Genomic DNA, 22,547 nt, shown 5'->3' on the forward strand with positions numbered 1-22,547 from the left:
GGGCGGGGAGACGGAGTCCGAATCCGGGTACAGCGCGCTTGGCCATGCGGGCGACGCGTCAGGCCGCCCGCATGGCGTTCGCGCTGCTACTGATCAGCGCGGCGACGGCGGCGTCATCGCCGTCCAGCCGAACGCTTGGGCGTTACTCCGGAACGACTGGTCAGGGCGTCCTCGTCCACGCGCAATGGCCGCACCTCGTTGGCGGCATTGCGGACGACATACACCCAGTCCAGGCCATTCGTGCCGTCGAACGTGAGCACCGTGGGATCGGTCGCGGCGTCGTCGCCTCCCCCGGCGTGCGCCAGGTTCCAGGTGCCCCACTGGTCTGAACCGAGGGTCACCTCACTGGCGACGACGATCTTCTTGTCGGCATTCCTGGCCAGGACGCGAAGCTTTCCACTCCGCGGATCCACCAGTGCTGCCGGCGAGCCCAGTGAGGCGAAGTCACCGGTGCCGACCTGCGACCACCCCTGCGGGAAGTTGCCGTTGGCATCCTGGCGCTTGGTGACGATGCGTCCATCGGGCTGCCGCACGAAGATCTGCGCGATACCACCGGGGAGCGTCACCGCCGACAACTCGCCGGAGAAACCCGGCTCGCTGATGCTCGTGCAGTCGGACAGCACACCGTTGGCATATACCGCCGTCCGCCATACGCCCTGGGTGTCCAGAACGAACACCCTCAGACCACTGCGAGCCTGCACCGCCACCGGCGTCGTCTTCGTCGAGAGACCAGACAAGCCCAGGTAGAAGTACTCCCGATAGGGATCGTTGGCGCCGAACTGCGGCATGGCCCAAAGACCGCCGCCTCCGTAGCCATCGATCGCGAAAGCCACCAACGAGTCATCGTGCCGCGCGAGAGTCGCTCTTGTCAGGACACCGCCGGTGTTGACCCATGGGAGCCAAGGGGCGAGATTCTTGTTCTCCTGAGTCCTGTACCAGAGGCTTCCTGAGGTGTTGTTCGCCAGGACCTGCAGCCGGCCGTCCTCCTGCTCAGCCAGCGCCGGTTGGCCGGTGAACGCCTGGTCGGTACCAGAGAGTGGGGACCAATGAATGGTCGCGAAGCTGCCCGGATCTGGCTGGAATCCATGCCTCAGGTAGCCGCGGTTGTCGGTGAAGGCATAGGAGATCGGCCCCTTCGAAGCTCCGGCCACCGGGGACTGTTGCACCGCGGTCACCCGCGAGTCCTGCTCGACCTCGAGGTCGGCGGCCGCGGTGGTCCGCATCTGTTTCGCAGACGCCGACGCGACACACCCTCGCACCGGATCCTTGTAGTAGGCGTACACGTCCACCGCCATGAAGACCTGCTCTGCGGTGTCGTTGTAGATGGCGAGCTTTCCATCGGCGCCCAGCTTGGCTGAGACCGATGAATTATTTGCCACACCGTAACCGGGCCATGTGGCTACAGCGTGTGTCAGCGCGTAAGGCGTACCGGAGGGATAGACGCGCATCGCGCCCCGACCTCTGGCTTCGATGAGTTCGTTTGTAGAGCCGACATGAATATTGACAAAGACACCGGAAACACCGTTCGCCGGGATCCCGCTCTTACCGAGTGGCGCAAGAATGTAGGTGCCCTTTGCGGCAACAGTGGCTCCCGCAACCAATCGAGCCGGATAGACAGGGTGAATAGTCGCACCAGTTACAGCGGCTTGCGGCGAAGCGAAATATCCATAGACGTCGACGTCGAGTCCAATGGCGGCGGTGCCGACATTCTTGAACCTCACACGGCCACTATCACCGATCTTTGCGAATACGTGGTTCTCGAGATAGTCGGCAGTCCCGTAGTCGAGGTTCGTATCGGCCGGTTCGACAGCGCCGGTGCCGTACACTTTTACCTTGCCGGCGGCCGTACCTTTGGTCGCGATAGTAATGGCGGCGTGCGACGCCCCTGAAGCAGGAACCCCTCCTCTACCCCCCAGAGCCAGATCGTAGGTTCCGTTGGCCGGGATCGAGATCCTTTCGATTCGCGTCGGCTTGAGCGGCATGAAGGTGGATCCCGGCGACGCGCCCGCAGACGCGAGAGTGTAGCCGTGGACGTCGATATAGAAGGTGACAGTGTCAGACGACGGCACCCCCACGCGCCCCCGAGCAGTGATCTTCACGTAGCCCGAAGGGCCCGGCTTAACGATCAACAACTCGTGGCGATACGTTTCAACACTGTAAGTCGCCTGCGACTTCGGTTCACTTCCGTCCGCAGGGTAGATGCTGTATTCCCCACGACCGTTCGGATCTCTTACAGCGACGTTGAGTGCCACCGACTCGATTCCGGAGGCCGGAAGCCCGCCCACGCCAGCGACCTTCACTGACGCCGTTTCGCCGGAACTAAGTTTCAGGTCAGTGATGATCCGGGCCCGATGTGCATAGAACTGGCCCGCCTTTGCTGGGGTGCTGAATGCATTCAGGCGCGCCTGACCAGAATGACTCTGCGCCACAGCGGGCGAACCTCCGACGCCGACAAGGGTCATTGCGCCCACGAACATCGCCAGAAGAACGGATAGATGCGCCCTGAGCGACGGGCTCCGACTCACGAAGACCTCCCTGCCATCCGTCCACGCATGCGACGTTCACATGTGATCTTGGATGAACCAGTTAACAATCAGTCAGGGTGATCACTGACACAAGAGTCTTGGCCGGATTCGGACAGGGATTGCCAAAGCCGCCTTTGCGGTATAGGGCTCACTTACGTACAAACCTGGCGACGATTAGACTGTCCGGCCCTAACTCCGCGTTAACCAGAGAGAAACAAAAAGTGAGCGCTACGGAAGACGGCTACCGTAAGCGCTCACTTTTTCGCGGAGGGTCAGGGGAGGTGGGGTGGGGGTGTGGGCATGTCGACGGGGTCGGTCTGGTCGCGGCGCTCTTGGGTCCAGTACTTCGCCGGGTCCTGGGCGGGGCCGGCGGAGTCGTGGACTACCGGCTTGGCAGGGTTGTCGGATTCGGGCTCGGCGGAGCCCATGGTCGCGAAGCCCACGATGGCGGCCGCGGCGGCGGCGGTGGCGAGTCCTGCCAGGACGACGATGCGCCGTCGAGTCATGCGCTTGCCTCCAAAGTCGAAGTTGTCCGAAACAGCCTAGAGGGATTGACTCAATCGTGATCTGGCATCACGAAGATCTTCCCAGCCCCGTTCGCATCCCGAGCACAGGGAGTCTGTCTTCGTGACCCGCATGGGCCGTACGGCCGGAGTCCTGATCGCGTGCGTCGCCGTCGTCGTGTCGGGGTCCGCCCCGGTACACGCGGCGCCCAAGAAGATCAGCTGGAAGAGGTGCGCCGACGACCGGACGGCGCAGTGCGGCCATGTCAGCGTTCCGATCGACTGGGCCAAGCCCAAGCGGGGGCGCATCAAGATCGCTGTGGCGCGGGTGAAGGCCAAGAATCCGAAGAAGCGGCTGGGTGTGCTCTTCGTGAATCCGGGCGGGCCGGGCGGCTCGGGGATCGACTTCGCCCTGGACCGGGCCGGGCTGTCCAAGCAGGTGCGAGAACGCTATGACATCGTCGGCTTCGATCCGCGGGGTGTCGGCGCCAGTCGCGCTGTCAAGTGCGGGAACGTCGGGAAGATGCCGCGGCGGTATCCGCGTAACCAGAGCGACTTCGCGAAGCTGAAAGCGTTCCAGGGCAAGCTTTATAGGGCTTGCCGGAAGAAGACCGGGCTGCTCTATGACTTCTTGGGGGCGGGGAACGTCGCCCGGGACATGGATGCCATTCGGGCCGCGCTTGGTGCGCAGAAGGTCTCGTTCTATGGGCGCTCGTACGGAACGTGGCTCGGCCAGCGCTATGCGGAGATCTTCCCCAAGCGGGTGAGGCGCATGACGCTCGACGGGACCATGGACCATCGGGTGAGGGGCGCGCTCAACTTCTCGATGGATGAGGCCAGGGGGCTTGAGGCCGCGTACCTGCAGTTCGCCAGGTGGTGCCCGACGTCCAAGCATTGTGGATTGAGGGGGAAGGATCCCGTCAAGGTGCTCGATGCCTTGATGTTGCGGGCCGAGAAAGGTCGCCTGCATGAAATCGGCGACCCGAAGGTGCGGTTGTCGGTGCCGGAGCTGGCGCAGATGGTCCGCAACTCGATGTACGAGCCGATCGCGTGGGCGCAGCTGAGCGAGGAGCTGAAGGAGCTCAGCAGGCAGAAGGGCCGGGTCGTCAAGGCGGCGGGCGCGAACAAGGACCCGGACGGGGCGTTCGCGGGGATCCTCTGCGCCGACTGGTCGTTCCCCATTAGGAACTACAAGGAGCTCGCCGACGTACGGGCCAAGACGCGCCGGGCCGCGCCGCACGTACGGCTCAATCCGCTGGGATGGGAGGCCGTCACCGCGTGCATCGGCCGGCCGCGTCCCGCTCGGGACCCGCAACGGCCGTACCGGATCAAGGGTGTGCCGCCCATCCTGGTGGCGGGTGCTCTGGGCGATCCGGCGACCGTGTATCCGTGGGCGGTCGGCGCCCAGCAGGGCATCCCCGGGACCGCGCTGCTCACGTACGAGGGCGCAGGGCACGGCACGTACGGGCTGAGCGGATGTGTACGCAAGGCCGTCGACGCGTACCTGCTGAACGGGAAGACGCCCGCGCCGGGCGCGCGCTGCCCAGCGCGGTTGCCCGACTTCAGCCAGACGAGCGCAGCGAGAAGGGACGATTCCGTTCGGCGCTTCTAGCGGTCTTCGTAAAGCGTGCCGTCGGCCAGGAGATCGGCTATGGAACGTGGGAAGACGTAGGACGTCCCGCCGCCGGGCTGGTCGAACCACGGCACCGCTATGCCGGTCAACACTCGGCACGGCCGCTGCAGACGGTAGGCGTGGTAGGGGTGGTGCGCCCACTCTGGCGGTAGCGAACGTTCGGCGAACGGCGTCCGGAGCGCGTACGTGACGTTCCCTATCGGCGCGCCATAGCGGTCCACGACCGTGCCTACCGGAAGCTCGATCTCCTGCCTGTCCCGAAAGAGGCTCAGTGGCGGCTCGCCTGGGAGCGGACTGATGGACGGCTGCTCGATGGACGGCAGGAGCAGCGAACCGAGGAGGTAGGCGGCGGCCTTGTCTGCGGCGTCGAAGTCCGCTGCCTGCCTACGTTCTCCGTTCTGTAGGGCGAACACCGACCAGTGGTCCTGCTCGTACACCATGCACCACGCGCCCTCGGTCGCCTCTTGCAGCTTGTAGGCGGTCGGCGGCACAGCCAGCCCGTTGAGTCGCTGTTCCAGGCGGCGGAGCACCTCGGCCGGGCTGGCCGGTCGTGCGGGCGCCTGCGGCTGAACGTGAGGTACGGGCGCCGGACCCTGCGGAGGTGGCGGAGGCAGGGATGGCATGACCGGCTCAGCCGACGGTTCGAAGATCGTCGCGGCAGGCGGCGGAGGTGGTTGCTGAACGGATTGCGCCACAGGTTCGAAGACCGTCGCCGCGGAGTGGGACTGCGCTGCGGCAACGGGCGGAGGCCCGGCGGGCGGCGGAGGTGGCTGCTGGACCGACTGCGCCACCTCGGCGGGCTCAAAGACCGTCGCCGCGAGATGAGACTGCGCAGCGCCTGGACTCGGCGGCGCGGCAGGAGGCGGCGGAGGCATGGAGGCCTCCCCTGCGAGCGGCTGTGGCGCGGCGCCGAGCGGCGAAGCAGCGGCGGGAAACGCAGGCGCAGCCTGTGGCGCGGCTGCAACGGGCGGCTCGGGTACGGCAGGCGGTGCGGGTGCGGCAGGCGGTGCGGGTGCGGCAGGCGGTGCAGGTGCAACCGGCGGTGCGGATGCGATGGACGGCGCAGGCGCTGGCGCAGCAGGCGGTGTCAGCTCGGCAGGCGGCGCAGGCGCAGCAGACGGCGCTAGTTCGGTATGCGACGCAGGTGCAACCGGCGGTGCGGGTGAGACGGGCCACGGTGCGCCAGGAGGTGGTGGTGCAGGTGCGGCATGCGGTGCTGCTGCGGATGCAGCAGGCGGCGCGGGTGCAAAGGGCGGCTCAGGTGCAACGGGCGGCTCAGGTGCGGCAGGCGGCGGGGGTGCAAAAGGTGGCGCCGGTGCAGCCGGCGGCGGTGGTGTGGCATGCGGTGCTGGCGCAGTAGGAGGCTCCGGTGCGGGGGGTGGTTGAGGGGGATGGGGCTTTGTGATTAGGGCGCTGGCGGCGTTTAGGGTTTCGTCGGTTACTGCGGGGAGTTGGTAGTTCGTGGCGCGGATGTGGGCTACCAGGTCGGGCTCGGGTGGGATGTTGTGTTCGCGCAGGTAGTACGCCGTGCCGCCGGACCATACCCAGGTGCCGTCGGTGTGGAAGGTGAGCGGCACCTTCTCGCCTCGGGAAGGGTCGACCATGTCCTTGCCGTACGAACGGGCGGCCAAGACGATCGGGGCCTTCCGCAGGTATTCGACGAGCTGGTCGATCTCGTCTGGCGGGACGGGGGGCCTTGAGACCGACGGCGGGTCCAGGTCGTCGAAGAGCTTCGCCTGGCGCAGGCCCTGGTTCAGGCGGCGGGTCATCCACTCAGGGACGTCGTCGCGGGGGAAGCGTTCGAGTTCCCGCCGCACGTCGTCCGCGGTCGGCTCGGGGCGGAAGGCAGGCTCCTCGTCCCACATGTACTTGGCCTGGCAGGAGATCTGCTTGTCAAAGGTCACCTGGAAGTCCACCCGTGACCACGTCCGGCCCTGGCCGTACATGCCGGCGCGCAGGCGGTCGAAAAGCATCCCGGCCGAGGCGGGCGGGGGTGGGTACGCCATCGTGCCGTCGGCCTTGTGCACCATCATCGGCGGGAACTGAACGTTGTCCCCCACCGCCTGGTAGTACCCGGAGATCGTCCGCCACAGCGGCGGGGCGTGGCCGGCGAGGACGAGGGAGATCTCGTTGGAGAGCAGTTCCATCTGCTCGATGGGGTTGAGCGGCTCCACGTCCGCGGGCGGGTGGCCCGGCTCGCGGCCTTCCAGCCGTGCGCGCAGCCAGCCAGGGGTGTACTCGGCGTCGCGCGGCAGGACGATCTGGTCGCGGCGCCAGGCGTCCTGCGGGATCGGCGGGTCCCACTCCGGGTCGTGGTCGAAGTTGTAGAGCCGCTGCGGCTCGGAGCCGGGCTCGATCAGGAAGAGCACCGAGAACCACGTGCCCCGTTCGGGCACGTAGTGGGCGCGGCGCAGCTCGCCTAGGAGTTCGGTGAGCTCGGCCGGCGCGGATTCTGACCGGCTCTCCTCCTGGAGAACGGTCAGCGCGACGTCGTTCACCGCGACGGTGGCGAGGCAGCGCAGGTCGACGCGCCGCCAGCCGGGAGGCGCCGACCGCGTCGCGAGCCGGATGATCTGATCTTCAAGCGCCGCGATGCGCTCGTTCCGCCCCGACACAAGGTCCCCCTCGGCTTCCGATTCGTCGCGTTCGGCAGGGTATCGGCATCCGCCACCCTCCAGCAGGACGATCCGGCCTCCCCCGATCGGGGGAACATGATCACCCTGCGGCGGGAGCCCCTCCCGGTGGTCGCCGCGAGACCGTGAGGACGTCCGGGCCACCTCGTCCGGATCCGTCACAGAAAGGGAGACCCCAGATGGCTCGTCTCGCACGTACCGCCGTGGTCGGGCTCGCCGTGCTACTCGCCGTGGGCACGTTCGCCGCAGGCCCCGCCATCGCCGAGACGCCGGCCGCGAAGCCTCAGAGACCGGGCTCGTTCGTCGTCGGCTCGGCAGGCGGCAAGCTCGCGTGGGAGGCGTACAAGGACCATCCGGTGCGCTTCTCGGTGGACGCCAGGACGCCGCCGGACGGCGATCCGTCCAAGGCGAAGGGCCGGTTCCGCGTGACGCACAGGACCGCCACGGGCGGCCCGTTCGCCGACTTCACGGCAGAGATCGACTGTCTCGTCGTCGGCGGCAAGGTCGCCGTCGTCACCGGCGTGATCAAGTCGGGCGGCATCCCCGCCATGCCCGACCTGAAGGTCATCGGCAAGCGGGTCGGCTTCACCGTCAGCGACGAAGGCCGCCGCGACCGCATCGGCTGGAGCTGGTCGGTCGCCGGATTCGAGAGCGTGCCCAAGTGCATGAGCACCGCGCCGTTCTTCCAGACGACCACGGGCGACTACCGCGTCGGCGGCAAGAGCCTCTGATGGACTCCGGCGGCCGTCGCCTTCCCGCCCGATACGGCGGCCGCCGGTTACCTGGCATACGGCGCCCTCGAATAACGTGATGCGTCGTGTCCAGAGATGCCGCCGCGCCCGCATCGGCGCCCGCCACCGAGCCTTCCGCCGCACCCCCCAGGCGACGGCGGCGGCTGATCATCTCCGTGCTGCTCGTGCTCGTGCTCGTGCTGGGCGCGGCGACGGCGGGGATCGGCTGGTACTTCTCCGGTGTGGCCACCGAGGTGAGCCACGAGGACGAGTACCCGCTGACCGTCCTCGACACGGCACCGGGATCGGTGACCCTGCCCAAGGACAAGGCGACGACGCTGCCCGGGACCTGGGCGCTCGCCTGGAAGGGCGGCCGGGCCATGCTCGGCCCGGTGGTGAGCACCACCCCCGACGCGGTCGTACGGAAGGTCACCACGGTCTCCCAAGGAACGCTGGCCAAGGGCACCAAGGTCTACCTGGACCACTGGGTCTATGGCGGCGACCCCAGAGCCTCCCTGGGCCTGGATTTCCAGAACGTCGCCTATCCGTCGAAGCTCGGTCCGATGCCCGCGTGGCTGGTACCCGGCAAGAGCTACAACTCCACCTGGGTGATCGGCGTCCACGGCCGTAACGCCGACAAGCTGGAGACCATGCGGGCCATCCCGGCCGTACACCGCCTCGGCCTGCCCATGCTCTCCATCGCGTACCGCAACGACGTCGGCGCGCCCGCCTCACCCGACGGCCGTAACCACCTGGGCGCCACCGAATGGAACGAGGTGGCCTCCGCCATCGCCTACGCACGCGGACGCGGCGCGACCGGCGTCGTGCTGTACGGCTGGTCGATGGGCGGTGCCATGGCCATGACCGCCCTCCGCAGGGCCGCCGATCCCGCGTTCATCCGCGGCGTCGCCCTGGACTCGCCGGTCATGGACTGGAGCGCCACGCTCGACAAGCAGGGCGCCGAGCGCGACCTGCCGGGCATCGTGACCGGCGCCGCCAAGCTGATCCTCCAGCGCCGTGTCGGCATCGACCTCGACGACTTCGACCAGCGCCGGTACGCGCCGCACCTCAGGACCCCGACGCTGCTCTTCACCACGAACGACGACGCGACGGTCGACAACGGCCCCTCCGTGACGTTCGCCAAGACCGCGCCGCCCGGAATGGTCACCCACATCGCGACCCCCGGCGACCACACCGACGCCTGGAACGTGGACCCTCCGGCATACGAACGGGCCCTCACCGGTTTCCTGGCTAAAGTCCGGTAGATGGAGCCGCTCACCACCTCTCGGCTGGTGCTGGAGCCCTGGCGGGAACGTTACGCCGCCGACCTCGTGCGGATGTCGTCCGACGAGAAGGTCATGCGCCACATCGGGCAGGGCGTCTGGACTCCCGAATACGCCGCCCAGCGGCACGCCGCCGCGCTCCACCACTGGGCCCAGCACGGCTTCGGCTGGCGCGCCATCCTCGACCGCGCCGACCGTACGTTCCTCGGCCTCGCCGCCCTCAGCTGGATCCGCGACCCGATCCCGGGCATCGGCCTGCCCGCCGTGGAGATCGGCTGGTGGACCGAGCCGCACGCCTGGGGCCGCGGCGTCGCCACCGAGGCCGCCGCGGCCCTGGTGGACGAGGTGTTCGACCGGATCGGGGCCGACCTGATCGTGGCCCGCTGCACGCCCGGCAACGTCGCGTCCCAGCGCATCATGGGCAAGCTGGCCATGACCCGGCACCCGCACGACACCCTCAGCGCCTACGGCGATCTGGTCCACGTCTACACCCTCACCCGCCCATCCCCCAGCTGAACGAGCCGCTCTCGCCGTTCGGCTGGTTCCCCGATGGAAGCGGCGTCTACGGCATCGGGGCCAGGGGCTTGTACGGGCTCACGCTACGGCGACCGTAGGGCGCTGGCGGCCTCGGCTAGGAGTTCGGTTTGGCGGAGGCGGTCGCTGGGGAACGGCATGCCGATGATGCGATGGGCGCCTGCGGCGGCTAGTTCGGCGAAGTGTTCGGCCGCTTGGGCGGGGGCGCCGGTGACTAGGGTCGCGCGGGCGTCCTCTTCGCTCATACCGTAGCCGGTGAGTCTTCGGACCTGCGCGTCGATCTCCGCGCCGGTCACGTCGCCCAGGCCGATGCTGACCGCGACGGTGATGCTCGGCACCGGACGGTCGTGCTCGGCGGCGAGCTCGGCCAGCCGCCCGGACAGCTCCGCGATCTGGCCGGGCGTGGAGAACGCGGGATAGCACCCGTCGCCGTGGCGGGCGAGGCGCCTCAGCATCGCCGGACCGCTGCCCGCGATCAGAACGGGCGGCATGGTGGCGCCCGGCGTGAGGGCGATCTCCACGCCGTCGATCTCGGTCGGCCTGCCCTCGACCAGGCCGGGCAGCAGTTCGAGCGCCGCGTCCGTACGGCGGCCGCGTTCGGCGAACGGGACGCCGACCGCGCGCCAGGCCACGTCGCCGTGCGGTTCGCCGCCCGTGCCGACGCCGAGCAGCACCCGGTCGCCGGACAGATGCTGCAGGCTCGCCACCTGCTTGGCGGCCCACGCCACCGGGCGCAGTGCCAGCACCATGACGCCGAAGCCGACCTTGACGCGCTCGGTGACCGCGGCGGCCGTCGCGAGCACGAGCGTGCTGTCGAGGAACGGCTTCACGGGGCGCAGGTGGTCGCCGACCCAGATCGATTCGAGCCCGGCCGCCTCGGCGAGCCTGGCGTGCTCGGCGACGCCGGCCTTCTCGTCGACGCCGAACGAGGGCAGGTTGACCCCGATGTGGATCACTGGTTCACCTCGAGCAGCGTCTTGCCGACCGTGGCGCGCGACTCGATGGCCGCGTGCGCGTCGGCGGCGCGGTCGAGCGGGAAACGCTGGCCGATCACCGGCCGGAGCCGTCCCGCCGCGCCCTCCGCGAGCGCCTTCACGGCGTGCTCGCGCAGCAGTTCGGGGGTGAACGCCGGTTCCACGATCGTCACTCCGCGCGCTTTGGCCGTCTCCGGGTCGATCCCGGCCCACTCGCCGCTGGCCAGGCCGAAGTTGACGATCCGTCCGCCGTCGCCGAGCAGCTCGAACGCGGCGCGCCCGATGTCGCCGCCCACCGCGTCCATGACGATGTCGACGCCGCCGGTGGCCTCCCGTACCCGTTCGGTCCAGCCGGGCTCGGTGTAGTCGACGACGACGTCCGCGCCGAGCTCGGCGGCGAGCGCCGTCTTGCGTTCACCGCCCGCCGCCGCGACGACGGTGAGCCCGGCCGCCTTGGCCAGCTGGACGAGCAGCGTGCCCACACCGCCCGCCGCCGCCTCCACCAGAATCCGTTCCCCCGCCTCCGGGGTGGCCGCCGTGAGCATCATGCGGGCCGTCCGGCCGTCGGCGAGGAGCGCGACCGCGTCGTCCAGGGCGAGGCCGTCCGGCACCTCGATCAGCGACGCGGCGTCCACCGCGGTCTTCTCGGCGTAGCCGCCCTCGCCGCGCAGACTGCTGATCACGCGTTTGCCGACCAGCGCCGGATCGACGCCCTCACCGACCCCGGCGACCACTCCGCCCACGCCGTTGCCCGGGATCATCGGCGGCTTGGCCTTGAACGGCCCCGGCAACCCCCGGCGGAACTGCGTCTCGACAAAGGTGATGTTGGCGTACGCCACGTTCACCAGGACCTGCCCGGGGCCCGCGACCGGGTCGGGCGCGTCTCCCGCGACCAGCACCTCGGGTCCGCCGAACTCGGTCAACCACACAGCCCGCATGTCACCGCTCCTCAATCCGCGTCGCGCTTACGTGATCAAGGTTGCAACCTCAAGGCATCTTGAGGTCAAGCGACGGAGCGGTCAGAGGGTCACCGTGTCGTACGCGGCGCGCAGGGCCGCCAGGCGCTCGGCGTCGAGCTCCTCGCCGCGTTCCAGCGCCTGGTGGATCTCGCGGAAGTAGTTCTCGTAGCCCGACGGAGTGAGCAGGAAGAGGCAGCGGGCCCAGTCGCCCGAGGCGTTCCGGAAGCCGTGCGGCGCTCCCTTGGGCACCGAGACCGCCCCGCCCGCGCCGACCGCCACCGGGCCGTCGGCCAGGTCGAAGGTGACCTCACCGTCCAGGACCTGGAAGTGCTCCTCATGGCCGTGATGGATGTGCGGGGACGCGCCTACCGCGCCGGGCGGGAACGTGTACTCGACGACGGCCAGCGCGCCGCCGGTCTGCTCACCGGACAGCCTGACGATGTACTCCCCCGCCGGAGCCCGCAGGCGTTCGGCCCCATCGGGGGTGGTCAGCGCGATATCAGTCATGCCGGGCAGTCTTCCATTCCCGGCTCAGGTGATGTCGCGGCGGATGGTGGTCGCGGTGGCGATGGCGGCGAACGCGAAACCGTACCCCAGCAGGACGAGCACGCCTCCCCAGGCGGGCAGCGTGGGCAGGTCGCCCGGCCCGCCGAAGCCGCCCGTCGTGTGGGTGATCGCCCGTACCGCCCCGGCCGGCAGCCACTTCCCGACGTCCGGCACCGCGAACGTGAGGATGGCCTCGACCAGCTGCACCCACGCGACCGCCACGATGATCGCCGCGATCTGGTTGCGGATCAGCGCGCCCAGCCCGAGGCCGACGAGCGCGTACAGCCCCATGGCCAGCACCGTGCCGCCGAGAATGGTCGGCACGTCGTGGGCGAGCAGCGACGTGGAGCCGCCCTTGATCGCCAGCGCGGGCCACGCGACCGCGACCGTGACGAGCACGGTCGCGAGGCCGAACACCAGGCCGAAGAGGAAGTACGACACGAGCTTGGCGGCGAGCACCCGGCCGCGGCGCGGGGTCGCCAGGAACGCCTGCGTGATCGTCTGGTGACGGTATTCGCCGGTGATCCCCATAACGCCGAGGATCATCATGAACAGCACGCCGGAGCTGGCGTTCGCATAGAACGCCCGCACGGTGTCGGGGTCGGTGACCGGCGGGATGCCCGACTCCCCGTCGAAGTCGGTCCCCGCCAGCGCGATCAGGAAGACCAGCCCCAGCAGCGCGAAGCCGACGCTGAGCACCAGCATGCCGATCCACATCCGGGTCGACCGGATCTTCAGCAGTTCCGCCCTGACCAGCTGGATCATCGCGTGCTCCCCGGCTCGTCGGCGGCCACGGACGCGTCGGCGGCCACGACCGCGGCCTTCGGAACGTCCTCCGGTGGAGCGCTCAACTCGGCCATGGTGAGCTCCAAGAAGATCTTCTCCAGTCCGGACCGTTCCTCGGTGAGTTCGGTGAGGACCGTCCCGGTCTCCAGCGCCGCGCGGCCGACGACGGCGGCGTCCAGGCCGGTGACGTAGAGCCGGTCGTTCTCCCGGCGTACCGTCCCGCCCGCGCTCTCCAGCGCGGCCGCCAGCCCGCCGTCGCCCTCGGCCGGCGGCTCAACGGCGACCCGGAGTTCGTTCCTGTCGCCGACCAACTCGGCCAGCGGCGCGTCACGCACGACCTTCCCGCGCGTCACGATGACGACATGGTCGGCGATCTGCTCCACCTCCGACAGCACATGGCTCGACACCAGGATCGTGCAGCCGACGTCGGCCAGATGGCGCAGCATCGCCCGCAGCCAGTGGATGCCCGCGGGGTCCAGGCCGTTCGCGGGCTCGTCGAGGATGAGCACGGGCGGCTCGCCGAGCACGGCGGTGGCGAGGGTGAGGCGCTGGCGCATGCCGAGCGAGAACCCGCCGACCCGGCGGTCCGCGGCCTCGGTGAGCCCGGTGAGTTCGAGGACGGCGTCGACCCGTTCCGTCGGCAACCCGGCGGCCAGGCACGACACGCGCAGGTGGTCGCGTGCGCTGCGACCCGGATGGAACCCCGTCGCCTCCAGCGCCGCGCCGACCTCCTTGGCGGGACGGTCCAGCTCGGCGAACGAACGCCCGTTGATCAGCGCCTTGCCCGCGGACGGCCGGACCAGCCCGAGAAGCATGCGCAGCGTGGTCGTCTTTCCCGCGCCGTTGGGGCCGAGGAACCCGGTGACCGAGCCCGCCCGCGCGGTGAACGTCATCCCGTCCACCGCCCGTACGGGGCCGAAGTTCTTGAAAAGACCCTCAACTGTGATCACAGGGAAGCATCTTGGCATTCCCGGCGCCCGCGTTCAGGCCGATCGGCGGTTTCGCATGCCCGGACGCGGCTATTGCCAATCGTGGCCCGGCGCAGCACGATACTGACCGTGCTCCTTGGTCGATGTGCCCCGACGTGATGGCAGGCCCGCATCCGGCTCCAGTGACCGACGCCCAGCGAGCGGCCCTGGCCGACGAACTGGAGATGCGCGGCTCACCGCTGTGCGACTGCGCCGGCCCGCCCCCGGTCAGCGCCCTGACCGGCGGTACCGTCGCGCACCGCTGCGAGTGCGCGGCCGTACGAGCGTCCGCCCTGGTACGCCGCGCCGCCAGCCGTACCCGCCACGCCGCCGAATGCGGCTGCGGACTGGCCGACGACCTCGCGGGCCGGTTCTGGGACGAAGCCGGCCTCCGTGGTCGTCCCAGCCCGGGCACTGGCGCCTGTTGACACAAAAACCGGTTGCCGCCGCCCAACAACGAACCGCACAATCACACCCATGACCACGATCTTCGCCCTGCCGCCGACCGCCACCGACCTTCCGGTGCGCGCGCAGCAGCAGCCCTGCGGACCATGGAGGCCGACGCTCTCCCGATCGTGACCGCGGCCCTGGTCGCAGGGCTCCTCGCCGGCTACGGCATCGCCATGCCCGTGGGAGCCGTCGCGACGTACCTGGTCGCCCTCACCGCCCGTACGACCCTGAAGGTCGGCGTCTTCGCCGCCCTGGGCGTCGCCACCGCCGACGGCGCCTACGCCCTCGCCGCCGCCCTCGGCGGTTCGGCGCTCACTCCCCTCCTGCAACCGATCACCGAGCCCCTCCGCTGGTGCTCGGCGGCCGTCCTCGTGGCCCTCGCCGCACGCGGCGCGCTCAACGCCCTCACCAAGCCCGCCGACATCGAGGAGACACCGCCCAGCCCCTCCCGGGCCTACCTCACCCTGCTCGGCATCACGATGCTGAACCCCACCACCGTGATCTACTTCGCCGCCCTGGTCCTGGGCGGCAGCGTGACCACCGGCCTCCCCGAACAGACCATCTTCGTCACCGCCGCCTTCGCGGCCTCCGCCAGCTGGCAACTCCTGCTCGCCGCCGGCGGCGCGCTCCTGGGTCGCACCCTCACCGGCCGCCGCGGTCAGCTGATCACCACCCTGGCGTCCAGCACGCTGATCACGGCCCTGGCCCTCCACCTCGTTCTGCCCTGACCAAGCTTTCCGCAACGAATCTCTTTTCTGGCCACATTGACCTCTGTAAGCTTCCAGCCGTACTCGCCCCGTTCTCGGCTGGTAGATCAGGTATAGCGATGCGCGCCCGGTTGGTACGTCCTCACCCCGCCCCCGGGCCTCGCCGCGCGCTGACAGGAGCCGCCACGGCCCTCCTGACCCTCACCGCCCTCGGCTGCGGCGACACCGGCTCCCCCAGCGGCGACTTCAACCCCGGCGGCACCCCCTCCAACGCCCGCCCCGCCACCGACCCCACCCCCCAGTCCGCCCCACCCCCCACCCAGTCCGCCCAAGAGATCAACAAAACCGTCCTCCAGCGCTACCTCGAATACCAACGCGTCTACAAGCGGGTGTACCGAGTGAACGATCCGGCACCTCTCAGCGCCATCGTGACGGAACCGCTGCTGAGCTCGATCACCAAGGACGTTCAGGCGATGGCCGCCAAGAACGAGGTCTGGCGCTTCACCAACATCTTCAACCCGCGGGTCCAGAGCCGCTCTCCGGACGGCGCCTCCGTGAACGTCATCGACTGCGTGCGCACGCTCACCGCCTACCGTTACTCGACCAAGACCGGGCAACGGCTGGGCGGCGGCACAGGCGACGCGGTCGCCTACCTGACCACACTGAAGTACGACGCCGGTACCTGGAAGGTCGCCGACTCTAAGCGGGGCAATTCATGCTGATAAGGCGCTGTACATCCTTCGTGTCCATCGTGGCCCTCGGAGCGGCGACCGCCGTTGTGCTTCCGCCGGCGGCCTTGGCAGACCCGTGCCAGAGCGGCAAGGCCAAAGTGCGATGCGGCGCCCACAACAACCGCCCGGGTAGCCCGGGCGGCGGTGGTGGCGGAGGCGGTGGCGGAGACGGTTCGACCGGCCCCGGAAAGGCGGACGACTGTCCGGAAGGCGGCATCTGCGCACCGCCGGGCGACCCTGGGGAACAGCCCATCCCGACCGCCGCGGTCGCCGAAATGGCCTTTGACGAGATCCGGTTCCCGCCTCCAGTGATCCACACTTCCCCCGAGAACAAGACGTTCGTGGGCGTACGCACGGGGCTGTGGATCGACCCCGCCGGCTTCCGCAGGCTGGAGGCCAAGGCCGAGGCGGGCCCTCAGGTCGTCACGGCCGTCGCCATTCCGCAGAACGTCACGTGGAACCTGGTGGAGGGGTCCGTAGTCTGCGACGGTCCAGGCAGTACCAGCGGCACCCAGTGCGGCTACGAGTACAAGCGCTCCTCCCATGGCCAGCCCGGTAACAGATACCGGATCAGCGCCACGATCACCTGGAATGTCACGTGGACCTGTGAGGGCCCCTGTCAGCCCCAGAGCGACACGCTGGACCCGATGGAGATGACGTCCACCTTCGATCTGGCTGTAGGAGAGATCCAGACCGGTTCGCGGCCCTGACGCGTGACAACACCTGGAGGGCGGCCCGTGGGCCCGAGAAAACTGCTGGACCTCACTACGATTCTCGCCATCGTGGGCCTGGTCCTGGCGGGATGCGGCGGCGACGACAAGAAATCCGGTCCCAAGAAGAGCTCCACGCCCCCTTCTCCCTCTCCCAGTGCTCAGCCGTCCTACGATGCGGCGAAGGTGCGGGAGGCGCTCCTTAAACCGGGCGAGATCGGTAAGGGACTCCGTGAGGTTCAGGTCTCCCTCCTACCTCTCCAGGACAAGCAGATCCCCATTTGCTCGTTGGGTGGGGCGAAGGTCGACGGTGAACCGCGAATCACGATCCGGCAGTTCACGGATCGCAAGAGCTCGACATCCCGGACCAACTACAGCCAGCTCGTGGCGCACTACGACGACTCCGCAGCGGCCTCCCAAGCCTTCGCGAAGGTGAAGACGAAGGCCACCGCGTGCCCGGCGAAGAAGCGCGTGAACGCGAAGAGGATTCCGGGCAAGAGGGTCGTGCTGTTCTCCCACGACGACACGTGGAAGACCTCCGGGGACAGCGTGGAGGGGTGGACGCATCTTCGCGGCTTCGAGCGCCAGCTGTACTCCGCCTCGCAGACGACGGAGAACGTTCTCTTCTTCGTGTACGACTACGCGGTACGCGGCAACGTCCTGGTCACGACGGTCTACTGGGAACGCACCAAGCCCTCCAAGTCCGGTGAACCGGTCGCCGCACGGGCAATGGAGATCCTGACCAAGCAGCTGAGGAAGATCGGCTGATCCGGGCGTCCCGTCCGCGCGTACCAGAGCACCTGGGAGCGTGGGCGAAGTGAGTGCTTCCGATGGTCAGGAATTTCTGGGGGCTAGGGCGGGCCTAGTTCGGCGCGGACTAGGGCGCCGCCGGAGGGGGCTGAGCCCAGGGTCAGGCGGCCGCCTGAGAATTCGGTTACGCGGCGCACGATGTCCAGACCCAGGCCTGAGGAGCCTCCGCCGCTGCGGCCTCGGCGTACGCGGGTGTCGGCGAAGCCCGGGCCGTCGTCGGTGACCTCCAGGATCGCGCCGCCGCCCGGGCGGGGGGCGAGCGTGACCGAGAAGTTCGTGCCGTCGGGCGTGTGGCTGAAGATGTTGGAGATGAGGACGTCGAAGGCGTCGGAGAGGTCGGCGCCGGCGGCGGCCACGGGGAGGGGGTCGGTGGCGATCTCGCCGCTGATCGCGCGGCCCTGTTCGGCGGCGAGGACCGTCCAGAACTCCATGCGTTCGGCGACGATCACGGCGGCGTCGCACCGTCCGGGGCCGGAGTCGCCGCCGCGGACCGTCTTGATGGCGTCGGTGACCGTGCTCTCCACCTGGTCGATGGTGTGGTTGAGCTTGGCGCGTTCTCCGGGGTCTTCGAGGAGGTCCGCTTCGAGGCGGAGGGCGGTGAGGGGTGTGCGCAGCCGGTGGGAGAGGTCGGCGACGCGCTCGCGTTCGCCCTTGACCAGCTCGGAGATCCGGCGTGCCAGGTAGTTGAGCGCGGCGGCCACCTCGACGAGTTCGGCCGCGCCCCCGCCGCGCGCGCGGGCGGCCAGGTCGCCGCGGCCCAGGCGCCGGGATACTTCCGCGAGTTCGCGCATCGGCCGCGTCAGCCGGGTGCCCAGGAGGAACGTGACGAGGACGCCGATCAGGAGGAGGAGCAGGCCGAGGAGCGCGAGCATGGCCAGCGCCTCGGTCACGCCCTCGTACATCGCGGCGTCGCTCACGAAGGCGCGGACGACGATCGGGCCCTCGTGGCGGCCGATGGCCGACAGCAGCACTTCCCGGCCGCCCGGTGCCGCGGCGACGAGGCTGTAGCCGCGCTGGGCGAGCCGTACGGCGTCGGAACGCGCGGCGGAGTCACCGAGCACCCGGCCGTCGGGCAGGAACACCGAGAACGTGTCGGTGTCCCCGGCCGCGAGGCTCTGCAGGGAGAGTTCGAGCGTCTCGGGCTCCTCGCGCATGAGGAGCGGGACGAGCCCCTCGGCCTCGACCGCCGCCTGGGTGACCCTGTCGTCGGCGGAGATCGACCGTACCGTCGCCACGAGCGGCAGGAAGAACGCGACAAGGATCAGCAGGATCGTCGCGACGACCAGGAACGTCAGCTGCCGTCGGATGGTCGTGAGCGTCACGGCTCGTACCCTAGCTGACCTGCTTTTTTATCACTCCGGCTTGACCTGGGATCGACCTTCGGGGTGCCACGCTGGCTCCCGTGACCGCACGTACCGCCACGCTGGCCGGCATCTGGCTGGCCATCGCCGTACTCATGGTCGCGGTGGGGCTGGCCGCCGTACGGATCACCGGCTGGGTGGTGGCGGGCAGCGTCGTCCAGCCGATGCCGCACCGGGAGATCCGCGAACGGCTCGCCACGGAGCCGGCGATCACTCCTGAGCCGGGGGACGCCGTCACGGGGGCGCTGCGGGTGTTCACGAGCCCGGGCGGGCGGGTCCTCGCCCGGTGCGTCGGCAAGGACAGGGCGGCCCTGACCGGCTGGAGCCCGGCCATCGGCTACCACGGGCGGCTCGTGGAGGGCGGTCCCGCTCCGGAGGTGGTGGTCGTCTTCAGGCGCGCGAGCGGTGTTGAGGTCAGGGCCGCGGTGCGGTGCGCCGGCGGCTTTCCGCGCCTGATCAACTGAGACACGAGAGGCCGTACCGGATCGGTGCGGCCTCAGGCTGCGGGGCTTTTCACGGCACGCGGCGCACGGTCTTGACCTGGCGCGGGCGCCGGCGGCGTTCGGGGAGGCCGGGGTCGGTGGCGAGCAGTCGCCGGAGCGACCGGGGGACGACTTCGTCCGCGAAGCGCGAGCTCATGGGGTGTCTCCGTCTCAGGGGCCGTGGTCACGCGGCGACCGCGAGGCCGAAGTAGGCGCGCTCGACCGCGTCGAGTGCCCAGCGCATGCGGGCGGCGTAGGCCTCGGGGTGGTCGCCGGCCTCCTGCGCGACGCGGGCGAGGCAGGTGGCGCAGTCGTCGCCGCACTCGGCGAGCCGTGTGTCGACCGCGGCGCGGATCTGTGCGGAGGAGGGGGCGGCGGATGCCTGGAGCGAGGAGGTGAAGAGGATCTGGGCCAGTTCGGAGACGCTCATCGTGGGCCTTCTTCCCTGTTCGGCGCTACCCTGATTCTATCAGAACGGAATGATTTGTTCCATTGCTGAGTTGCTCGGTTTTGGCTGGTCGAGAGCGTTCCGCCGTGCCCTCACAGAGGTAGACCTGGCCGCCGCCGAGGACTCATCGTCCGCGGCGCCTCGTTCTCAAAAAAACTTCAGCGGGGCGGGCTCCCGAGGCGGGCGGCGGCGACCTTCTTGGGCACGACCATGCACCAGGCGTCGATGACCAGCTCGCGCATCTCGGCCTCGCCGAGCTCGGCCGTCCAGGCGTTCACCCAGTTGAAGCGCTGGTCGGACAGCCGCGGCAGGTGGAACGTGCCGGGCTCCGACGCGATGAGCGCGTCGCGTTCCTCCTTCGGGAACGCGAAGCCCATGACCGTCTCGTCGGCGGAGAACGCGACGTAGACGATCTGCCCGACCCGGAACTTCACGCGGTCCCCGATGAGGTGTTCCGACGTACGCGGCAACGTCAGCGCCAGGCGCCGCACGTCCTCGACTGTGACCATCCACCATTATCGGCATCCAGTCGGCACCCAATTGGCGATCTTGTTAGATTGCTGGACAAATGAACAGTGCCGGACATGCGCCGGGGAACGGGGTGCGCGTTGGACGAGCTCGTGCGGTGGCAGACCGACCAGGGACCGGTGCTCGTCGAGGTCGACGCCCGCGAACCGGGGTTCCAGTCGGTGTCGCGCCCTGACCACGGGTTCGCGTTCGACGCCGCCCAGCGGCTGGAATCGGCCCTCGGCCACGTGCGCGGCGCCGCCGAGTCGGCGCTGCGCGCCCTCCGCGACGGCAGGCTCGACCCCGACATGATCGAGCTGGAGTTCGGGGTGAAGCTGAACGCCTCGGCGGGCGCGGTCATCGCCAAGACGGCCGGCGAGGCGCACCTCAAGGTGAAGCTCACCTGGGGCGGGCCCGCGGGTCCCGCGAACGCCGAGCCGGACCAGGGCAACGACGGCGCCGGCGCTTCCGGCGGCGACGCCGGTTCCGCCGGTTCCGGCGCTTCCGGCGGTTCCGGCAACGACGGCGACAGCGGCTCCGGCCGTTCGCCGAACGAGGAGGAAGGCTGACCGCGCCGTGCACGACTGGCAGTGGCGGGCCTGGGTGGGCGAGGCCTCCGGAGAGCCCCGGGCGTCGGCGTTCCTGGTCACCCCCACCAAGCTGCTGACGTGCGCCCACGCGGTCAGCGGCCGGAACGGTACGTGGGTCGGCTTCCCGGGGCTGACCGGCCCGCTCCCGGCGAAGGTCGTGTCGTGCGGTGACTGGCAGCGGCCGGGCGACGACGGGGACGTCGCGGTGCTCGAACTGAGCGACCCGGTCCCGTATCCGCCCGCCAGGCTCGCCGCGCCCGACATCCTCGACCGGCCGTCGCCGCCTGGTCCGCCCGCGCCCGGCGCGCACCGTGTGCTCGGAACGTACGGCTTTCCCAATCCACGCGAGCGGTTCGAGCGGCACATCACGGTCACCACCGGCCCCTCGATGATGCAGCGGCGGGAGTGGTGGCAGGTCAAGGCCGAGCCCGGCGATCAGATCCTGGAGGGCTACAGCGGCGCCGCGGTGTACGACCCGCACACCCGCGAGGTCGTCGGGATGGTCACCGATTCCGATCTGCGCGGCACGGACGGCCAGGTGGGGCGGATGCTGCCGCTCGCCGCCATCCGCCGCTACTGGGAGGAGCTCGACGACCACCTCCCTCTCACCTGGCTCACCCGGCCCGCGCGTCACTCGCTGCGGCGCCTGCTGACCGGCGCCGTCACCGCCGCTCCCCTGGAGGAGCTCGTCACCGAGGCCGTCGGGCCCATCCCGGGGTGGCGCGGGTTCCGATCGGTGTGGGACGCGGTCCGGAGCGTGGCCGAGGGCTGGCCTGACGACCCGGAACGGCTCACGCGCTGGATCGCCGTCCTGCGGCGCCACCTGCCCGACCGAGACCTGGCCGCCTGGACCCGGACGCACCTCCCGGACGCCCGCGCCGCCACCGGCACCGCGGCGGACGGCACGGCCTCGGTGATCGTCCGGCTGGAACGGGTGACGCATGACAACGCCTACGACGTGACCGTGCACACCTGGATCGACGGCGCGGAGGGCGCCCGGCAGGAGACCGTCCGCGTCCCCGAACGCGCCGTCCGGCAGACGGTGGAGACCGGCCTGGCCAGGGCCCGCGGCGCGATGGTGGGCCGGCACGACTGGATGATCGAGTTCGCGGTGCCGGAGTCGTGGCTCGGCAAGCCCTTCGAGGAGTGGTACGTCGAACGCGAGCACCGGCTTCCCATGATCATGTATCCGGTGGTCGTGCGGGACGTCGAGCGCCTGCGCCCCGACTCGATCCGCCGCGACCAGGCCCACCGCCGCTGGCGCGTGCTGCGCGAGCGCGGCCGAAGCGAACCCGAACGCGTCGACTGCGGCAGGCCGCGCGCCAAGAGCGCGTTCCAGAACTGGCTGATGGCCAACTCCGACGTCTGCGTCCTGGTGTACGGGGCGCGGCCGGTGAAGGGCTGGGTGACCGCCGCGCTCAACACCGGCATCCCCGTCATGGCCTGGCCCCGTTCCCGCTGCGCCGCCCCCGGCTGCACGGGCCGGCACCAGCTCGACGAGCTGGCCGACGCGCTCGCCGGCCGCCATCCCGACCTGCTTCCCGCCCTGGTGATGGAGCTGCGCAAGCAGGCCCTCGTCGCCCCGGCCGACGAGCCCCACTGCGGCCGCGAGCTCACCCTGCTCTGGGACGACCCGTCCCGGCTCCCCGATCCACCCCTCGCTATGGAGGTATGAG

At 69.7% G+C, this 22,547-nt stretch carries 24 protein-coding genes; 12 read left to right on the forward strand and 12 right to left on the reverse strand.

All coding sequences use genetic code 11. The features are described from left to right. Positions 1 to 113: 113 nt before the first annotated feature. Together ABD333_RS20745 and ABD333_RS20750 are read right to left on the reverse strand one after the other, a co-directional pair. Positions 114 to 2,525 (reverse strand): DUF8189 domain-containing protein, encoded by a 2,412-nt coding sequence (locus tag ABD333_RS20745; RefSeq protein WP_344543256.1) that lies wholly within the window; start codon positions 2,523 to 2,525, stop codon positions 114 to 116. A 272-nt stretch (positions 2,526 to 2,797) separates the two neighbouring features. Next, the gene (locus ABD333_RS20750) at positions 2,798 to 3,031 is read right to left on the reverse strand and encodes a hypothetical protein (RefSeq protein ID WP_344543257.1); all 234 of its coding nucleotides are present in this window, start codon (positions 3,029 to 3,031) and stop codon (positions 2,798 to 2,800) included. 130 nt (positions 3,032 to 3,161) lie between these two features. Here ABD333_RS20750 and ABD333_RS20755 point away from each other — a divergent pair, with 130 nt between their 5' ends. Then, on the forward strand, positions 3,162 to 4,640 hold the full coding sequence (locus ABD333_RS20755) for an alpha/beta hydrolase (RefSeq protein WP_344543745.1): 1,479 nt from the start codon (positions 3,162 to 3,164) through the stop codon (positions 4,638 to 4,640). Here the strand turns inward: ABD333_RS20755 and ABD333_RS20760 are convergent. Further along, positions 4,637 to 7,276: a TNT domain-containing protein gene (locus ABD333_RS20760; RefSeq protein WP_344543259.1), complete on the reverse strand. Its 2,640-nt coding sequence runs from the start codon at positions 7,274 to 7,276 to the stop codon at positions 4,637 to 4,639. The genes ABD333_RS20755 and ABD333_RS20760 overlap by 4 nt on opposite strands. A 197-nt stretch (positions 7,277 to 7,473) precedes the next feature. On the opposite strand from ABD333_RS20760, the gene ABD333_RS20765 reads away from it, so the two are divergent. From ABD333_RS20765 to ABD333_RS20775, 3 genes are all read left to right on the forward strand, one after another. Next, on the forward strand, positions 7,474 to 8,025 hold the full coding sequence (locus tag ABD333_RS20765) for a hypothetical protein (protein ID WP_344543261.1): 552 nt from the start codon (positions 7,474 to 7,476) through the stop codon (positions 8,023 to 8,025). Between the two features lie 86 nt (positions 8,026 to 8,111). Next, a complete protein-coding gene (locus tag ABD333_RS20770; protein WP_344543262.1) occupies positions 8,112 to 9,290 on the forward strand; it encodes an alpha/beta hydrolase family protein in 1,179 nt (392 codons plus the stop codon). Beyond that, positions 9,291 to 9,824 (forward strand): GNAT family N-acetyltransferase, encoded by a 534-nt coding sequence (locus ABD333_RS20775; RefSeq protein WP_344543264.1) that lies wholly within the window; start codon positions 9,291 to 9,293, stop codon positions 9,822 to 9,824. Between the two features lie 83 nt (positions 9,825 to 9,907). Here ABD333_RS20775 and ABD333_RS20780 read toward each other — a convergent pair whose 3' ends face one another. The 5 genes from ABD333_RS20780 to ABD333_RS20800 form a co-directional block, all read right to left on the reverse strand. Continuing rightward, positions 9,908 to 10,798, reverse strand: coding sequence for an LLM class flavin-dependent oxidoreductase (locus ABD333_RS20780; RefSeq protein WP_344543265.1), 891 nt, complete (start codon positions 10,796 to 10,798; stop codon positions 9,908 to 9,910). Further along, positions 10,795 to 11,754: a zinc-binding dehydrogenase gene (locus ABD333_RS20785; RefSeq protein ID WP_344543266.1), complete on the reverse strand. Its 960-nt coding sequence runs from the start codon at positions 11,752 to 11,754 to the stop codon at positions 10,795 to 10,797. Before ABD333_RS20785 ends, ABD333_RS20780 begins: the two co-directional genes overlap by 4 nt. Before the next feature lie 81 nt (positions 11,755 to 11,835). Next, the gene (locus ABD333_RS20790) at positions 11,836 to 12,282 is read right to left on the reverse strand and encodes a cupin domain-containing protein (RefSeq protein ID WP_344543268.1); all 447 of its coding nucleotides are present in this window, start codon (positions 12,280 to 12,282) and stop codon (positions 11,836 to 11,838) included. A 24-nt stretch (positions 12,283 to 12,306) separates the two neighbouring features. Further along, positions 12,307 to 13,086, reverse strand: a complete 780-nt coding sequence (locus ABD333_RS20795) for an ABC transporter permease (protein ID WP_344543270.1) — start codon at positions 13,084 to 13,086, stop codon at positions 12,307 to 12,309. Continuing rightward, positions 13,083 to 14,057 carry an ATP-binding cassette domain-containing protein gene (locus ABD333_RS20800; protein WP_344543271.1) on the reverse strand — a complete coding sequence of 325 codons (975 nt, stop codon included), beginning with the start codon at positions 14,055 to 14,057 and terminating at the stop codon, positions 13,083 to 13,085. Before ABD333_RS20800 ends, ABD333_RS20795 begins: the two co-directional genes overlap by 4 nt. A 161-nt stretch (positions 14,058 to 14,218) precedes the next feature. Between ABD333_RS20800 and ABD333_RS20805 the strand changes: the two genes are divergently transcribed. From ABD333_RS20805 to ABD333_RS20825, 5 genes are all read left to right on the forward strand, one after another. Beyond that, positions 14,219 to 14,503: a hypothetical protein gene (locus tag ABD333_RS20805; RefSeq protein ID WP_344543273.1), complete on the forward strand. Its 285-nt coding sequence runs from the start codon at positions 14,219 to 14,221 to the stop codon at positions 14,501 to 14,503. 123 nt (positions 14,504 to 14,626) lie between these two features. Beyond that, entirely contained in the window at positions 14,627 to 15,253 is a 627-nt protein-coding gene (locus ABD333_RS20810) for a LysE family transporter (protein ID WP_344543275.1), read from the forward strand. 98 nt (positions 15,254 to 15,351) lie between these two features. Continuing rightward, the gene (locus ABD333_RS20815) at positions 15,352 to 15,954 is read left to right on the forward strand and encodes a hypothetical protein (RefSeq protein ID WP_344543277.1); all 603 of its coding nucleotides are present in this window, start codon (positions 15,352 to 15,354) and stop codon (positions 15,952 to 15,954) included. Next, positions 15,948 to 16,673: a hypothetical protein gene (locus ABD333_RS20820; protein WP_344543279.1), complete on the forward strand. Its 726-nt coding sequence runs from the start codon at positions 15,948 to 15,950 to the stop codon at positions 16,671 to 16,673. Before ABD333_RS20815 ends, ABD333_RS20820 begins: the two co-directional genes overlap by 7 nt. A gap of 72 nt (positions 16,674 to 16,745) precedes the next feature. Further along, positions 16,746 to 17,441: a hypothetical protein gene (locus tag ABD333_RS20825; RefSeq protein WP_344543281.1), complete on the forward strand. Its 696-nt coding sequence runs from the start codon at positions 16,746 to 16,748 to the stop codon at positions 17,439 to 17,441. An 83-nt stretch (positions 17,442 to 17,524) separates the two neighbouring features. Here ABD333_RS20825 and ABD333_RS20830 read toward each other — a convergent pair whose 3' ends face one another. Further along, positions 17,525 to 18,805 (reverse strand): sensor histidine kinase, encoded by a 1,281-nt coding sequence (locus tag ABD333_RS20830; protein WP_344543283.1) that lies wholly within the window; start codon positions 18,803 to 18,805, stop codon positions 17,525 to 17,527. Between the two features lie 80 nt (positions 18,806 to 18,885). Here ABD333_RS20830 and ABD333_RS20835 point away from each other — a divergent pair, with 80 nt between their 5' ends. After that, a complete protein-coding gene (locus ABD333_RS20835; protein WP_344543285.1) occupies positions 18,886 to 19,308 on the forward strand; it encodes a hypothetical protein in 423 nt (140 codons plus the stop codon). 49 nt (positions 19,309 to 19,357) lie between these two features. Here ABD333_RS20835 and ABD333_RS20840 read toward each other — a convergent pair whose 3' ends face one another. From ABD333_RS20840 to ABD333_RS20850, 3 genes are all read right to left on the reverse strand, one after another. Continuing rightward, positions 19,358 to 19,483: a hypothetical protein gene (locus tag ABD333_RS20840; protein ID WP_344543287.1), complete on the reverse strand. Its 126-nt coding sequence runs from the start codon at positions 19,481 to 19,483 to the stop codon at positions 19,358 to 19,360. Positions 19,484 to 19,510: 27 nt separating this feature from the next. Beyond that, positions 19,511 to 19,756 (reverse strand): hypothetical protein, encoded by a 246-nt coding sequence (locus ABD333_RS20845; protein WP_344543289.1) that lies wholly within the window; start codon positions 19,754 to 19,756, stop codon positions 19,511 to 19,513. Positions 19,757 to 19,932: 176 nt separating this feature from the next. Next, positions 19,933 to 20,283, reverse strand: a complete 351-nt coding sequence (locus ABD333_RS20850) for an MmcQ/YjbR family DNA-binding protein (RefSeq protein ID WP_344543291.1) — start codon at positions 20,281 to 20,283, stop codon at positions 19,933 to 19,935. Between the two features lie 75 nt (positions 20,284 to 20,358). Between ABD333_RS20850 and ABD333_RS20855 the strand changes: the two genes are divergently transcribed. After that, positions 20,359 to 20,850, forward strand: a complete 492-nt coding sequence (locus ABD333_RS20855; protein WP_344543293.1) for a CU044_2847 family protein — start codon at positions 20,359 to 20,361, stop codon at positions 20,848 to 20,850. Between the two features lie 7 nt (positions 20,851 to 20,857). Then, on the forward strand, positions 20,858 to 22,546 hold the full coding sequence (locus ABD333_RS20860; RefSeq protein ID WP_344543294.1) for a VMAP-C domain-containing protein: 1,689 nt from the start codon (positions 20,858 to 20,860) through the stop codon (positions 22,544 to 22,546). The last annotated feature ends 1 nt before the right edge of the window (position 22,547 follow it).

The organism is Actinomadura fulvescens, from assembly GCF_039533225.1.
Classification (GTDB): domain Bacteria; phylum Actinomycetota; class Actinomycetes; order Streptosporangiales; family Streptosporangiaceae; genus Spirillospora; species Spirillospora fulvescens.

Excerpts from the sequence above, each read along its gene's own strand:
- ABD333_RS20815 (WP_344543277.1), top strand. The coding sequence starts at position 15,352 with ATGCGCGCCCGGTTGGTACGTCCTCACCCCGCCCCCGGGCCTCGCCGC.
- ABD333_RS20850 (WP_344543291.1), bottom strand. The coding sequence starts at position 20,283 with ATGGTCACAGTCGAGGACGTGCGGCGCCTGGCGCTGACGTTGCCGCGT.
- ABD333_RS20855 (WP_344543293.1), top strand. The coding sequence starts at position 20,359 with ATGCGCCGGGGAACGGGGTGCGCGTTGGACGAGCTCGTGCGGTGGCAG.
- ABD333_RS20775 (WP_344543264.1), top strand. The coding sequence starts at position 9,291 with ATGGAGCCGCTCACCACCTCTCGGCTGGTGCTGGAGCCCTGGCGGGAA.
- ABD333_RS20820 (WP_344543279.1), top strand. The coding sequence starts at position 15,948 with ATGCTGATAAGGCGCTGTACATCCTTCGTGTCCATCGTGGCCCTCGGA.
- ABD333_RS20840 (WP_344543287.1), bottom strand. The coding sequence starts at position 19,483 with ATGAGCTCGCGCTTCGCGGACGAAGTCGTCCCCCGGTCGCTCCGGCGA.
- ABD333_RS20755 (WP_344543745.1), top strand. The coding sequence starts at position 3,162 with ATGGGCCGTACGGCCGGAGTCCTGATCGCGTGCGTCGCCGTCGTCGTG.
- ABD333_RS20845 (WP_344543289.1), bottom strand. The coding sequence starts at position 19,756 with ATGAGCGTCTCCGAACTGGCCCAGATCCTCTTCACCTCCTCGCTCCAG.
- ABD333_RS20765 (WP_344543261.1), top strand. The coding sequence starts at position 7,474 with ATGGCTCGTCTCGCACGTACCGCCGTGGTCGGGCTCGCCGTGCTACTC.
- ABD333_RS20795 (WP_344543270.1), bottom strand. The coding sequence starts at position 13,086 with ATGATCCAGCTGGTCAGGGCGGAACTGCTGAAGATCCGGTCGACCCGG.
- ABD333_RS20810 (WP_344543275.1), top strand. The coding sequence starts at position 14,627 with ATGGAGGCCGACGCTCTCCCGATCGTGACCGCGGCCCTGGTCGCAGGG.
- ABD333_RS20785 (WP_344543266.1), bottom strand. The coding sequence starts at position 11,754 with ATGCGGGCTGTGTGGTTGACCGAGTTCGGCGGACCCGAGGTGCTGGTC.
- ABD333_RS20790 (WP_344543268.1), bottom strand. The coding sequence starts at position 12,282 with ATGACTGATATCGCGCTGACCACCCCCGATGGGGCCGAACGCCTGCGG.
- ABD333_RS20750 (WP_344543257.1), bottom strand. The coding sequence starts at position 3,031 with ATGACTCGACGGCGCATCGTCGTCCTGGCAGGACTCGCCACCGCCGCC.